This window comes from [Leptolyngbya] sp. PCC 7376 (assembly GCF_000316605.1).
Classification (GTDB): domain Bacteria; phylum Cyanobacteriota; class Cyanobacteriia; order Cyanobacteriales; family MRBY01; genus MRBY01.
The window spans coordinates 475,495-488,087 of sequence record NC_019683.1 but is presented as its reverse complement, the minus strand read 5'-3'; the positions used below and the strand labels follow the sequence as shown (position 1 = coordinate 488,087).

The window sequence follows — 12,593 nt, the reverse complement described above, 5'->3', positions numbered from 1 at the left end:
CGATAATTTGTATAGCTAGAAAGGCATTTAACTATGGTTGCCACTGCGCCACGCCTCATTTCTCAGGAACAGGCATTTGATTGGGTAGACAAAATCATTGCGCGAGCCGAATCAGATGGGGTCTCCGTCTACATTGAGGAGCGGGAATCTGCGCTAGGGCGATTCGGGGAAAATCAAATTCGCCAAAACCTCCAGAAAAATCAGTTTGAAATCCGCATCACTAGCTATTTCAAACAACAAAGTGCCAGCGTAACAACCGTTGCACAGGACTTGGACGGCATTATTTCGGCTCTCCGTCGGAGTGAGGATTTAGCACGCGTTGCTCCAGCTGATCCAGAATGGATTCCGCTTTTAGAACCACAAACCTACGTAGATTTTTCAGCAAAGTTTGATGAGGCAACCTACAGCTATTCACCTCTGGAGCGGGGAGAACTGATCCAAAAAGTTTGTCAGCAGAGTGCCGCAGCGGGGACAGAGGGGTCTGGCATTCTCAGTACGAGCGCAACCGCCTATGCACTAGGCAATTCGGCAGGGTTACGAGCCTACGACAAAAAAACCAACGCAGAGTTTAGTTTTACCGCGAAGATTGGAAATGGTTCGAGTTGGGGGAGTCGCACTGCCTGGGGTCTTGAGGAGCTGCCCATTGAGCAAATTGTTGCAACAACTTTGCAGCGGGCGACCATGGCTCAAAATCCAACACGATTGGAGCCAGATACTTATCCGGTGGTCTTTGGAGCTGGGGCGATCGCCAATCTCATTCCCCGAATGATTTGGAATATGTCAGCGCGGTCGGCTGATGAAGGTCGTAGCTTTTTCTCTGGTGAAGAAGGAAGTAATCGTCTCGGCGAAAAACTGTTTAACGACAAGGTCAATCTTTATCGCGACCCGAACCATCCGTTGTTTCAATTTAGTGCGTTCAGTAGTGGCGGCTTACCGGGCGATCGCCTACCGATTATTGAGGCGGGCGTGGTCAAAAATCTTAATTACGACCGCTATTGGGCCACCCAAAAAAACTGTGCACCGAATGGCAGTTTCTTCCCATTAGTTATGGCTGGCACAGACCAAACCTTGGCGGACTTGATTGCTGGTACAGAGCGGGGCATTTTCGTGAATCGCGCTTGGTATGTTCAGTCGGTAAATCGTAAGACTTTAGAGCTAACTGGCATGACACGAGACGGGGCATTTTGGATTGAGAATGGGAAACTCGCCCAACCGATCTATAATCTCCGTTTTAATGAAACCCTCCCGAATCTACTGAATAATATCGAGGCGATCGCCACACCAGAACGTCATGGCAGTTCAGTTGTCCCAGCCATCAAAACCAGCGCTTTCCATTTCAGTAGTGTGACCGATAGCATCTAAAAATTGGGCAAAAAAAATCCTCCCTAAATTAGGAGGATATCTGGAGAATTAAGCTTGTTCTAAACGAGCTTGATATCGGGGTAGTAGGTCAAAATATCGTCTGTGCTGAGGGTGTCACCTTTTGCTTGGGGTGTCCATAGAACCTCCAGAGCTAAGAGGCGATCGCCACCGAGCGCACCCACTTGACGAATGGCTTTTTCAAGACTTTGGGAATCATTAATTTTCGGTAAATCGAGTTTTCCGAGAGAACCAGCAATGATGGTCACCATAATGTACTCGTTATTATTTTCTTCAGTTTTAACGAGATCAGACACATCACTTTTCGCCTGAACATTAAGCTCATTATTGACGTTGGTTAGGGTCTCAGCAGTGAATTTACTACGTTCACCGAGCGCCAACTGATTAAATTTTGCTTCTGCCGCATCAACACCAGACTTTGTTGTCTCAGCCGCACCATACACCCAATATTCAGGGTGACGGAGCAAGGCCAAAGTGGACTCTTGCAGCACCTTCGCACGACCAGCTTGGGTACCAGTGTCAGCAGTTGCCGCCAACTTGTCTAAATCTTTTTGTAAATCCCGCGCCTGTGCCAACAAACCCACTTGCACTTTCGCTACAGAGATTTGGTTGGACGGAGTACCAGAGTAGGAGTAACCATTAAGGCTATCTCCTTCATTACCGCCAGCCATCACATTTTGGAATGTGCGCACCAAGAAACTGGCGATCGCCAGCATGATGAAGATGCCAAAGATACCGCTAAAGCCGCCAAAGCCAAAGAAGGGTAAGAGGAAAGGGAAACCAAAGCCACCGCCATAGCCATAACCATAGCCACCACCAACGGGCGCACGGCGAGCAGGAGCCGAATAACTCCGACTGGGCATACTTCTACGGAAAGAGCCGCCACCCATACGACCACCACTGCGCGCCGCCCAAGCATTATCTGCTGGGGTAAAAATGAGCGCAAAGGACAGCATCACTGCCAAAGCTCCGTATAAAAAGCGTTTAAACATAATCGATTATCAAAGTTATTTCAGTAAAAATTCTTAGATTTATTCTATCAATCTGAAGAATTTAAGACATTTATGGTTTTCCCTAGTCAAACCAGCCAATATCTTCTTCAGGAATGCTAGAAGCCGGTTGTGTCGGAAATTGCAAATTAGCTTGATAGCTAGAAATACGCGCCAACACTAATGCTCGGTCTTCATCCACAGTGCGCTCTTTAGGCTCTGGTTTCGGTTCTGGCTCTGGTTTATTCACTTCAGCTTCAAGCACCTGCACCTGTGCATAGAGTTTTTCCACTAAACCCTGCTGCTTCGTTAACTCTTTCTTTAATTTTGTTTTTTCAGCAGAATCTGTTTTGAGAGTTTTAATGGTTTTCTCTGCCGTGGCGATCGCCTTGTTTTGAGTCGCGATTTCACCTTCTAGCGCCTTAACCTGCTTCGCTAAGGCTGCATTTTTCGCAGCCACTTTTTTTGCTTCCGCAGCCGCTTTTTCAGCTTCTGCATCAGGAATAGGAGCCGCCTTCACCTCAGATGGCTGACTTTGCAACCATTCAATATGCTTTAAAAGTTGTGCCTTTGTCATCCGGGACAACGCAGTTGCCGAGGGTTGCGTCGGTAATTCAACCTTTTTAGCTGCGGCCTTAGGCTTAGCGGCGGCTGCCTCCTTACCTTTCTCTGTGGTGTCCTGTTTTACTTCCTGCCGGAGTAGATCCGATAAATTCTGTTTACTCGTTGCCATAAGTCCCCCGTTAATTTATGTCCAATCCCGTTGCAATTCATCCGCGACGCGACGATAGTCCGTTTCTGCATCCTTAGTCTTTTTACCACGCATCTGACTAATGGGAACGCCAGCTAAGACCGCTTGTTCATGAGCTTTATACGCCCGCACAAACGAATGGCACACCGGAATGCCCAGCTCGATTAAAGTATTTTGGGCATCGATACTTTCCCGCAAACTACGACTATCAACCTTCGTTAGCAGAACGCGATGTGATACTCCCACAGGCTTAATCGCCGTTTGCACAGTTTCGATGAGCGCACTTAAATCCATCGGTGCAGGAGGCGTTGGTAAAACAACAGAGTCTGCTGTTTGTAGCACTGCTTTGAGAGCTTCTGAGCGCAAAGCTGGCGGCGTATCTACCACAATCAGATCGTAGCCTTCTATTTGCCGTAAATTCTTAAGTGAATTTGGCTTCTTCTCAATACTAATATCCAGGTTCCACTGCTCAGGATTGCGATCAACCCACCAAGCTGCCGATCCCTGAGGATCACTATCGACTAACAATACCTTTTGTTTTTCCGCAAAAATTGCCGAGAGATTTACTGCAGTCGTGGTTTTTCCCACGCCACCCTTCCCGTTGATCACCGCCAAAATCCGATTGGACGCCACAGTCTTCTCTACTCTTGCGCTAAGTCAATATTTACGGTGTGTAATTATAGCGGCTTCGTCTACGCTCCTCCCCAAAACGCAACTATTCTTGAATTGGCGCTCATACAGCGATGTTCAGAATTCCAAGGGGAAGTGGGCTAATATGAGCAATAAATTCTAATGTTTGTTCTCTTCTGTTCAGTCATTTTGTAGAAATTATGAGTACAGCTTCCTCTGCAGTTTTCGATAATCCTCAATTTGATGAGTGGCTTAAACAGGAAATTCTCAGGCTGAGTGTCGATGCACTTAATAAACATATGGTCGTTTGCACTGCTTGTGGACAAGTCAAAGGCGATTACATCATTGACTATCAAGCTAATGAGTATCGTTTTGATACGCCAAAAACCTATGCGTTTTTAACCTTTATCCTCTCTCAAGGCTAGGTAGTTTCAGGCGATCGCCATCACCTTGCAATAAAAAATCCCCTCGATTCAATCGGGAGGACTTTCGTAATTACACTACCTCAAATGCAAAGGTGAGTTAGTTCATCAAATTAGTTCGCGTCAGCGACGCCTAAACCAATCGAACAAGTAACACCTGTACCGCCTAAACCGCAGTAACCACCCGGGTTCTTAGCGAGATATTGCTGGTGATATTCTTCAGCATAATAAAATTCGGGCGCATCAAGAATCTCTGTGGTGATTTGGCCGTAACCTTTCTCGGCGATCGCCCCTTGATACATTTTCAGAGATGCTTCCGCAGCCTGCTTTTGAGCATCCGTATAAGCGTAGATACCAGAACGATATTGAGTGCCAGCATCATTACCTTGGCGCATGCCTTGGGTGGGGTTATGACTTTCCCAAAAGACTTTTAATAATGTGTCGTAGGAGACCTGAGCGGGGTCATAGGCAACGAGGACAACTTCGTTATGGCCCGTCATCCCAGAGCAAACTTCTTGGTAAGTAGGATTTTTGGTGTAACCCGCCGCATAGCCTACCGCAGTGCTATAAACACCTTCAGTTTGCCAAAATTTGCGTTCTGCACCCCAAAAACAGCCCAAACCGAACATTGCGAGTTCAATAGATTCAGGGAAAGGCCCCTTAATGGGATTGCCGTTTACAAAGTGCTGACCGGGAACAGGCATCTGGTGATCGCGACCGGGAAGTGCCTGATCTGGCTTGGGCATTTCGGATTTTTTACCGAGTAAACCAAAAAACATAAAACAGTAGGCTCACAGTGAGATTGTCCCCTTGATTGTAGACAAAATCCCAAAACCCTTGGAGAACCTCTTTGGGGGGATATCCTCAGGAATACCGAACAATTTCTGATAAGATCTTATAAAATCTTAAAAAAACGTTACTTAACCGAAATTTAAATGAATGTACTGGTGGTCGGTGCTACGGGCACTTTAGGCAGACAGGTCGCGCGGCGAGCATTAGATGAAGGTCATCAAGTGCGTTGTCTTGTTAGAAGCGCCCGCAAAGCCTCTTTTCTTAAGGAATGGGGTGCAGAATTAGTTGGTGGAAATATCTGCCAGCCAGAATCTTTGCCGCCTGCCCTCGAAGGTATTGATGCCATTATCGATGCGGCGACCGCCCGTGCGACGGATTCAGCTGGGGTAAAAGAAGTTGATTGGCAAGGTCAAGTCAATTTAATCCAAGCAGCAAAGGAAGCTGGTATTACACGCTTTGTGTTCTTCTCGATCCTCGATGCCGAGAAGTATCGTGAAGTGCCGCTCATGGACGCAAAGTATTGTGTAGAGCGCTATCTCGAAGAAGCGGAGATGGACTTTACCATCCTCCGTCTTGCTGGTTTCATGCAGGGTTTGATTGCGCAATATGCAATCCCCATCCTCGAAAATCAGGCGGTCTGGATCACCGGAAAAAATTCGGCGATCGCCTATATGAATACCCAGGATATTGCCCGTTTTGCGGTACAAGCATTAAACATTCCAGCAACCGAAAAAGGCTCTTTCCCTGTTGTTGGAACCCGTGCTTGGAAAGGTGATGAGATTATTAGTATTTGTGAACGATATTCTGGTCAGCCGTCTAGTATTGCACGCTTATCCCTCGGTTTCCTTAGGTTGATGCGAGCGATTACTCGTTTCTTCCAGTGGAGCAAAAATGCATCTGACCGTCTTGCCTTTGCAGAGGTGATGGCATCTGGCAATTCCCTTGACGCACCGATGGAAGAGGTTTACAAAACCTTTGAGCTAGACCCGGCAGATACCACAACTCTTGAGAACTATCTCCAGGAGTACTTCAGTCGTATTATGCAGAAGCTCAAGGAAATCGATTATGAGAAGAATAAGAATAAAAAGAAAAGTGGTAAGAAGAAGCCTAATATTCGTACTCCGTTCTAAATGACGCTCTGGGAAGAGACATTAATGCGTAAGCTTAATCGTTAATATCTCTTCCCATGAGGTCAAAATGCTTGCTATCCACTCATTAGAGGAATGCAGCATAAATGATAACCTATAGGCTTATATCCCCTAAGTTTTCAGGACAATTTTGCTTGTGCCTAAAGCTGGCATTATTTACAACGATATCAAACCGATCGCCTGCCAAGTTGCCCAAAAACTCACTAAAATGTTGCGGCAGAACGATTGGGAAGTAGAGACTGCAACTGGTTTTGGTGGTTTGTTAGGATATGCGAAACCAGCAGATGCAACATCCCCTGCTGTCACAAATCGCCCCGTTTGCCATACGCAAATTGATCAATTAATCCCACCCAATTTCGATAAGGAGATGGCATTTGTCATTGTGTTAGGGGGAGATGGAACAGTGCTATCTGCAGCACGGCAAGTGGCACCGATGGGTCTGCCAATGCTGACGGTAAATACAGGTCATTTAGGATTTCTAACGGAAATATATCTCCAGCATCTCGATGAGGCGATCACCGAACTCCTAGCCGGAAATTATGAGATTGAAGAGCGGTCGATGATTGCGGTGCAACTCTTCCGTGATGATGACTTGTTGTGGGAAGCCCTAAGCCTAAATGAGATGGTACTTCACCGTGAGCCATTGGCTGGGATGTGCCACTTTGAACTTCAGATTGGTCGCCATGCCCCGGTGGATATTGCAGCAGATGGCATTATTATTGCGACTCCCACAGGTTCAACAGCCTATTCTCTCAGCGCAGGTGGCCCGGTTGTGACACCGGATGTCCCAGTCTTCCAGCTTGCGCCGATTTGCCCCCATTCCCTTGCCTCCCGTGCCCTCGTCTTTTCGGATAGTGAGCCAGTCAATATCGTGCCAGCCACTTCCCACCGTTTGATGCTGGTGGTAGATGGTAATGGTGGTGCCTATGTACTCCCAGAAGACCGGGTTTATTTAGAGCGATCGCCCTACAACGCAAAATTTGTGCGGTTACAACGTCCTGAATTTTTCCGTATTTTGCGAGAAAAGCTCGGTTGGGGAATGCCTCATGTCGCAAAACCATCCTCAAGTAAATTTACTTAATATCTCTGCTTACTCCTTGAAGTGAGTTGTGTGCGGCGATCACCACGCGTCTACCTAGGGTAAATGAGAATGGGTTTATAAAAATTTATGCTGTAGCCCTTAGGTAATTTTTAGAATCAAGACAGTGTCAGTATTCATTTGCCTGAGGAAAAAATTAATCCTTTTCCATGACCCAGTTCCCTGCTTTTACCGATGGTTTAGCCTATGTTCTTCTTATAGGTACTAGCCCTAGTTTCAATCAGAAAATTAGCGCAGATCTCGCCAAGGTAGGTTATCAAACTATCGCCGTCGAGGATCCAGAACAGGGATTTCAGCGAATTCAGCAGACATCTCCCAGTATGCTCGTCGTGGACTATAACGTCCTTGGCAAAAAAGGTATTGAATTTTGTCGGATGCTCCGCAGTGACAATCGTGTGTTCCCCATCTTGTTTCTCGTTACCCAAGATCGGGTAGAGGAAAGGGTGGTGTGTCTTGAAGCAGGCGCCGATGACTATTTACTACAACCTTATCAACGAGAAAAGCTGAATCAAGTACTGAGCGTTTATCTCCAACCACAGCCAGAACAACGAGAGCAGCTCTTATTTGGCGATCTTGTCCTCGATCTCAATAGTCGGCAGGTATGGCGATCGCCCACAAGCATAGACGCAGAATCAGAAGATGATCAAACGCCTGAAATTATTGACCTCACCGTCAAGGAATTTGAACTGCTGAAGTATCTCATGTCCTATCCACAGCAGGTATTAACACGGGAGCAAATCTTAAAAAATGTTTGGGGTGAAGACTTTCAGGGAGAATCGAACGTCATTGAAGTTTATATCCGTTATCTACGCCTCAAAGTGGAAACCAAAGGCCATAAACGCCTTATCCAAACAGTGCGTGGTGTCGGCTATGTTCTTAAAGATGGTTAACCTTTTTGCTAATTACAAGCTCATAATTTAGCCCAAAAGATTGTGAGAGTGGGAATCAATACTCCATGGTGCAAAAAATTATTAGCCCTTATTTATTAAAAATTTATGATGACTTTGCCCCAACGCTTATTGCCTTATCTCTTCTGTGGTGTTCTGCTAATCGGTTGTGTACCGGCACCTCCCGATAGTGTTAATCCAGAAACAACAGCTCCTCCGGAAACATCCCAACCTGTTGTGACAACGCCAACACCTCAAGGACAGATGCTCCCCATTACCGCTACGGCAACAATTGAGTCATCGAGTCAATCTTTTGAACTAGAGGTAGCTGCGACCCAAGAGCAACAACAGTTAGGGCTAATGTACCGCGACTTTTTACCGGACAATCGGGGGATGTTGTTTGAGTTTGAGCCGGCTCGTCCTGTGAGCTTCTGGATGAAAAATTGTCTGATTAATCTCGATATTATTTTCCTAAAAGATGGTGTTGTTCAGGCGATCGCCCGCGATGTGCCGCCCTGTGAAACGGAACCTTGCCCCACCTACGGAACACCACGCGATATTGATCAGGTGATTGAAATTCGCGGTGGCTTGTCTGATGAGATTAATTTGACAGAAGGGGATGAGATGACGGTGAGCTTCATTGAGTCTTAAAGTCTAGAGCTCGGGCGATCGCCTAAAATTTGTGGAGGCAGAACTGACACGATGCCACCCCTCGCAAACTTTAGAAAGGATGGCGAATGAGCTATAGTCCCCGTCTTCAAGATATTCCAGCCAGTGAAAGACCCAGAGAACGACTTGTCGAAATTGGTGCCAAATATCTCTCCAATGCGGAACTTCTCGCTATTTTGATTGGCTCGGGCGATCGCCACCAAGGATTATCAGCCATTGGCCTCGCTCAATTGATTTTGCAAACCTTTAGTCAGGGCAAGCGAGATCCGTTTGATATTCTCCGTAGTGCCAATCCCCAAGAACTTACCAATATTCAAGGAGTAGGGCCTGCCAAAGCTGCCCAAATCCTGGCAGGTATCGAACTTGGCAAACGTGTTTTTCAAGCAAAACCCAGAGAAAAAGTCATTATTGATAGTCCCGAAGCGGCGGCGATCGCCCTCAGCAATGACCTGATGTGGCAGGAACAAGAACGATTTGCGGTGCTGTGCCTCGATGTGAAAAACAAGCTAATTGCGACCAAAGTAATTACCATCGGACTCGCCACCGAAACCCTCGCCCATCCTAGAGAAGTGTTTCGCGAAGTGATTAAACAGGGAGCTGCCCGCATTATCATTGCCCACAACCATCCCTCCGGTAGCCTCGAAGCCAGTAATACAGACCTCCAACTGACCGAACGCCTCCTCCAAGCCGCCCAAATCATTGGGATTCCTCTCATGGATCATCTCATTCTTGGGCATGATAATTTCAGCAGTCTTCGTCAAAACTGTAGCCTCTGGGATGACTATCCTCAACCGGAATAATCTCCGAGTAATACACGTAAAGATCGTGAAGTGATGGGCGATCACCTCCGACTTTTAAAACAGGTTCTTATATCTTCTTAAAATACCTTTACACCACTCTTAACCTAACTTGATATCTCAGCTCTCCATAGCCTCAAGAAACGAAGAAAAATAGCATTTACAACGAATACCCTAAGCAATCCTTAGATAAACATTAAAATTTTAACTTGCGAAGAAACCCGTACAAGAAAACTCGTATTAACCCACAGCATAAAATCGAAGAAGCTTTTAGCATGATCCCCAGAACACAAGCTATTAGGATTCATTTTCCTAATCTTAATATTATCTTTTTGTTGATCAGAGAATATTGTCAAAGTCATGGGACTTTCAAAAAGAAATCAAACATAAAATCACATTAATGTTTAAGAAAAACGACAAAATATTCGATTAGAACTCTCCTCAAAAAACTTCACGCTAACGTTAAAGAAAGCTCTCCTTATCTGTAGACATAATCTAGATTTGAACAATATGACTAAACGAACTTTTGGCGTAATTGGACTAGCCGTAATGGGTGAAAATCTCGCCCTCAACGTAGAGAGAAATGGCTTCCCTATCGCTGTCTATAACCGCACCGCCAGCAAAACCGAAAAATTCATGGCAGAGCGTGCCGTTGGCAAAGACATTACAGCCGCTTATAGTCTCGAAGAATTTGTGCAGCAGCTTGAGTCTCCTCGCAAAATTTTGGTGATGGTAAAGGCTGGCAAACCCGTTGATTATGTCATTGAAGATTTGAAGCCGCTCCTCAACAAAGGAGACATGATTATTGATGGTGGGAACTCCCTCTATGAAGACACCGAGCGCCGCACCAAAGATCTAGAAGCATTAGGTCTTGGTTTTGTTGGTATGGGTGTCAGTGGTGGTGAAGAAGGTGCCCTCAATGGCCCTAGCCTCATGCCCGGTGGTACAGAAGCGGCTTACCGCGAACTCGAACCCATCGTCACAAAGATTGCTGCGCAAGTTGATGATGGCCCTTGTGTGACTTACGTTGGCCCCGGTGGCGCAGGTCACTACGTCAAGATGGTTCACAACGGCATCGAGTATGGCGATATGCAGCTTATTGCGGAAGCCTATGACCTCCTTGCTAATGCAGCAAAGCTAAGCCATACCGAACTCCATGAGGTATTTGCCGAATGGAATCAAACAGACGAGCTAAATTCCTTCCTCGTTGAAATCACGGCTGATATTTTCAAGAAAATTGACCCTGAGACAGAAAAGCCTCTCGTTGAACTGATTCTCGATTGTGCAGGTCAGAAGGGTACTGGACGTTGGACTGTGGTCAGTTCTCTAGAATTGGGTGTTCCCATTCCAACAATGTATGCAGCGGTAAATGCACGGGTGATGTCTGCTTATAAAGACGAAAGAAAAGCAGCTTCCCATGAGCTCCCTGCCCCAGAACGAGTTTATCGCGGCGATATCAAGACATTTATCAACCAAGTTCGTGACGCGTTGTATTGCTCGAAGATGTGTTCCTACGCCCAGGGTATGGCGCTTCTCGGCAAGGCTTCTGAAGAGTATGGCTACAACCTAGATCTCGGTGAAACTGCTCGCATTTGGAAAGGTGGCTGTATTATCCGTGCGGGCTTCCTCGACAAGATTAAGGCGGCTTATGTCGAAAATCCTGAGCTTCCCAACCTCTTGCTTGCCCCTGAGTTTAAGCAGTCGATCATCGATCGTCAGACGGCTTGGCGGACAGTAATCCTCGCAGCAAATGAGCTTGGTATTGCGGTTCCTGCGTTTAGTGCGTCCTTGGATTACTTTGACAGCTACCGTCGTGAACGTCTCCCCCAAAACCTGACTCAGGCTCAGCGCGATTACTTCGGTGCGCACACTTATGAGCGTACGGACAAGGCTCGTGGTGAATTTTTCCACACAGCTTGGGCTGAGTAAGCTGAGTACAGCGATTTATAAATTCTGATCCCCCTAAATCCCCCTTGAGAAAGGGGGACTTTTTTTATGCTTTAAACGGCTGAGAAGAGAGGCGATCGCCGCACTGGCAAGGTATTTCCCTGTCATGAAGATTATTTGGCATGATGCAAGCATTAACGGCATATCTTTCGATGTTGAATCTTCAGAGCTGAAATTATTTATTGAATTCAACGCCAGTTTAGGTGACGAACTTCTTACAAGCCCTGATGAATTCGTTGCTGGAGTTTGTCTATTTCGAAATGTGCAGGGCACACAGGAAATCAAAGAGCTATGCAAACAGTTTTCTGAAAATGAAAAAATATTCGGTGATGTATTGTCTTGTGAAACGATTCAGAAAGATGTTTTGAGCACAACAGTCTTGAAGTTCATCTTGTTCAACTTGGACTCAAAAACGCAGGAGTTTGTAGTGCTCGAGATCGATTCGGAGCCTTATAAATTTCAAGTTCTTGGATAATTACAGAGAAAATTCATGAGGTTATGCCAGAAATCGTTAAGATGAGGGACAATTCTGGTTTGAACGACAGCCCATGGACTTAAAATCACTCATTCGCGATATCCCGGATTTTCCGAAGCCCGGCATTTTGTTTCGGGACATCACCACCCTCCTCAACCATCCCGAGGGCATGCGCTACACAATGGATGCGTTGACACAGCTTTGCATTGAAGCGAATCTCAAGCCAGATCATGTAGTGGGGATGGAGTCACGGGGTTTCATTTTCGGACCAACCCTTGCCTACAATCTCAACGCTGGTTTTGTACCTGTACGGAAACCGGGAAAGTTACCTGCGGCGATTCACTCTGTGGAATATGAGCTGGAATATGGCACTGATACCCTCGAAATGCACCAAGATGCAGTGGGTAAAGGGGACAAAATTTTAATCGTTGACGATCTGATTGCGACGGGCGGCACAGCGAAAGCGACGGCGGATCTTCTCACGAAGGTAGGATGTGAAATTGTGGGCTATGTCTTTGTTGTTGAACTAATCGCTCTCAAAGGGCGCGATCGCCTGCCGGATGCCCCTGTTTTATCCCTTGTGCAATATTAATTTTTTCTCTTTAGT

Annotated in this window: 14 protein-coding genes; 10 read left to right on the top strand and 4 right to left on the bottom strand. The window is 46.3% G+C overall.

Annotated features, from left to right (window positions below; genetic code table 11):
- Positions 1 to 33: 33 nt before the first annotated feature.
- Positions 34 to 1,362 carry a TldD/PmbA family protein gene (locus LEPTO7376_RS02160; RefSeq protein ID WP_015132647.1) on the top strand — a complete coding sequence of 443 codons (1,329 nt, stop codon included), beginning with the start codon at positions 34 to 36 and terminating at the stop codon, positions 1,360 to 1,362.
- A 59-nt stretch (positions 1,363 to 1,421) separates the two neighbouring features.
- Here the strand turns inward: LEPTO7376_RS02160 and LEPTO7376_RS02155 are convergent, their stop codons facing one another.
- From LEPTO7376_RS02155 to LEPTO7376_RS02145, 3 genes are all read right to left on the bottom strand, one after another.
- Entirely contained in the window at positions 1,422 to 2,372 is a 951-nt protein-coding gene (locus LEPTO7376_RS02155) for a DUF1517 domain-containing protein (RefSeq protein WP_015132646.1), read from the bottom strand.
- An 82-nt stretch (positions 2,373 to 2,454) separates the two neighbouring features.
- Complete coding sequence (locus LEPTO7376_RS02150) at positions 2,455 to 3,102, bottom strand: hypothetical protein (RefSeq protein WP_015132645.1); 648 nt, start codon at positions 3,100 to 3,102, stop codon at positions 2,455 to 2,457.
- A gap of 15 nt (positions 3,103 to 3,117) precedes the next feature.
- Positions 3,118 to 3,753 (bottom strand): ParA family protein, encoded by a 636-nt coding sequence (locus LEPTO7376_RS02145; protein WP_015132644.1) that lies wholly within the window; start codon positions 3,751 to 3,753, stop codon positions 3,118 to 3,120.
- A 197-nt stretch (positions 3,754 to 3,950) separates the two neighbouring features.
- Here LEPTO7376_RS02145 and LEPTO7376_RS02140 point away from each other — a divergent pair, with 197 nt between their 5' ends.
- A complete protein-coding gene (locus LEPTO7376_RS02140; RefSeq protein WP_015132643.1) occupies positions 3,951 to 4,175 on the top strand; it encodes a hypothetical protein in 225 nt (74 codons plus the stop codon).
- A 110-nt stretch (positions 4,176 to 4,285) separates the two neighbouring features.
- Here the strand turns inward: LEPTO7376_RS02140 and msrA are convergent, their stop codons facing one another.
- Positions 4,286 to 4,951, bottom strand: coding sequence for a peptide-methionine (S)-S-oxide reductase MsrA (gene msrA / locus LEPTO7376_RS02135; protein WP_015132642.1), 666 nt, complete (start codon positions 4,949 to 4,951; stop codon positions 4,286 to 4,288).
- 156 nt (positions 4,952 to 5,107) lie between these two features.
- On the opposite strand from msrA, the gene LEPTO7376_RS02130 reads away from it, so the two are divergent.
- The 8 genes from LEPTO7376_RS02130 to LEPTO7376_RS02095 all read left to right on the top strand — a co-directional run bounded on the left by LEPTO7376_RS02130 (position 5,108) and on the right by LEPTO7376_RS02095 (position 12,578).
- Complete coding sequence (locus LEPTO7376_RS02130) at positions 5,108 to 6,094, top strand: NmrA family NAD(P)-binding protein (RefSeq protein WP_015132641.1); 987 nt, start codon at positions 5,108 to 5,110, stop codon at positions 6,092 to 6,094.
- 154 nt (positions 6,095 to 6,248) lie between these two features.
- Positions 6,249 to 7,193, top strand: a complete 945-nt coding sequence (locus LEPTO7376_RS02125) for an NAD(+) kinase (RefSeq protein ID WP_015132640.1) — start codon at positions 6,249 to 6,251, stop codon at positions 7,191 to 7,193.
- Positions 7,194 to 7,360: 167 nt separating this feature from the next.
- A complete protein-coding gene (locus tag LEPTO7376_RS02120; protein WP_015132639.1) occupies positions 7,361 to 8,101 on the top strand; it encodes a response regulator transcription factor in 741 nt (246 codons plus the stop codon).
- Positions 8,102 to 8,206: 105 nt separating this feature from the next.
- On the top strand, positions 8,207 to 8,749 hold the full coding sequence (locus LEPTO7376_RS02115; RefSeq protein WP_015132638.1) for a DUF192 domain-containing protein: 543 nt from the start codon (positions 8,207 to 8,209) through the stop codon (positions 8,747 to 8,749).
- An 86-nt stretch (positions 8,750 to 8,835) separates the two neighbouring features.
- The gene (gene radC / locus LEPTO7376_RS02110; RefSeq protein WP_015132637.1) at positions 8,836 to 9,567 is read left to right on the top strand and encodes a DNA repair protein RadC; all 732 of its coding nucleotides are present in this window, start codon (positions 8,836 to 8,838) and stop codon (positions 9,565 to 9,567) included.
- Between the two features lie 507 nt (positions 9,568 to 10,074).
- On the top strand, positions 10,075 to 11,493 hold the full coding sequence (gene gnd / locus LEPTO7376_RS02105) for a decarboxylating NADP(+)-dependent phosphogluconate dehydrogenase (protein WP_015132636.1): 1,419 nt from the start codon (positions 10,075 to 10,077) through the stop codon (positions 11,491 to 11,493).
- A gap of 124 nt (positions 11,494 to 11,617) precedes the next feature.
- Positions 11,618 to 11,986: a hypothetical protein gene (locus LEPTO7376_RS02100; protein ID WP_015132635.1), complete on the top strand. Its 369-nt coding sequence runs from the start codon at positions 11,618 to 11,620 to the stop codon at positions 11,984 to 11,986.
- A gap of 73 nt (positions 11,987 to 12,059) precedes the next feature.
- Positions 12,060 to 12,578: an adenine phosphoribosyltransferase gene (locus tag LEPTO7376_RS02095; RefSeq protein ID WP_015132634.1), complete on the top strand. Its 519-nt coding sequence runs from the start codon at positions 12,060 to 12,062 to the stop codon at positions 12,576 to 12,578.
- Positions 12,579 to 12,593: the final 15 nt, after the last annotated feature.

What these genes read in the sequence shown, in the direction of transcription:
- LEPTO7376_RS02160 (WP_015132647.1), top strand. Translation starts at nt 34, where the DNA reads ATGGTTGCCACTGCGCCACGCCTCATTTCTCAGGAACAGGCATTTGAT.
- LEPTO7376_RS02155 (WP_015132646.1), bottom strand. Translation starts at nt 2,372, where the DNA reads ATGTTTAAACGCTTTTTATACGGAGCTTTGGCAGTGATGCTGTCCTTT.
- LEPTO7376_RS02150 (WP_015132645.1), bottom strand. Translation starts at nt 3,102, where the DNA reads ATGGCAACGAGTAAACAGAATTTATCGGATCTACTCCGGCAGGAAGTA.
- LEPTO7376_RS02140 (WP_015132643.1), top strand. Translation starts at nt 3,951, where the DNA reads ATGAGTACAGCTTCCTCTGCAGTTTTCGATAATCCTCAATTTGATGAG.
- msrA (WP_015132642.1), bottom strand. Translation starts at nt 4,951, where the DNA reads ATGTTTTTTGGTTTACTCGGTAAAAAATCCGAAATGCCCAAGCCAGAT.
- LEPTO7376_RS02130 (WP_015132641.1), top strand. Translation starts at nt 5,108, where the DNA reads ATGAATGTACTGGTGGTCGGTGCTACGGGCACTTTAGGCAGACAGGTC.
- LEPTO7376_RS02120 (WP_015132639.1), top strand. Translation starts at nt 7,361, where the DNA reads ATGACCCAGTTCCCTGCTTTTACCGATGGTTTAGCCTATGTTCTTCTT.
- LEPTO7376_RS02115 (WP_015132638.1), top strand. Translation starts at nt 8,207, where the DNA reads ATGATGACTTTGCCCCAACGCTTATTGCCTTATCTCTTCTGTGGTGTT.
- radC (WP_015132637.1), top strand. Translation starts at nt 8,836, where the DNA reads ATGAGCTATAGTCCCCGTCTTCAAGATATTCCAGCCAGTGAAAGACCC.
- gnd (WP_015132636.1), top strand. Translation starts at nt 10,075, where the DNA reads ATGACTAAACGAACTTTTGGCGTAATTGGACTAGCCGTAATGGGTGAA.
- LEPTO7376_RS02100 (WP_015132635.1), top strand. Translation starts at nt 11,618, where the DNA reads ATGAAGATTATTTGGCATGATGCAAGCATTAACGGCATATCTTTCGAT.
- LEPTO7376_RS02095 (WP_015132634.1), top strand. Translation starts at nt 12,060, where the DNA reads ATGGACTTAAAATCACTCATTCGCGATATCCCGGATTTTCCGAAGCCC.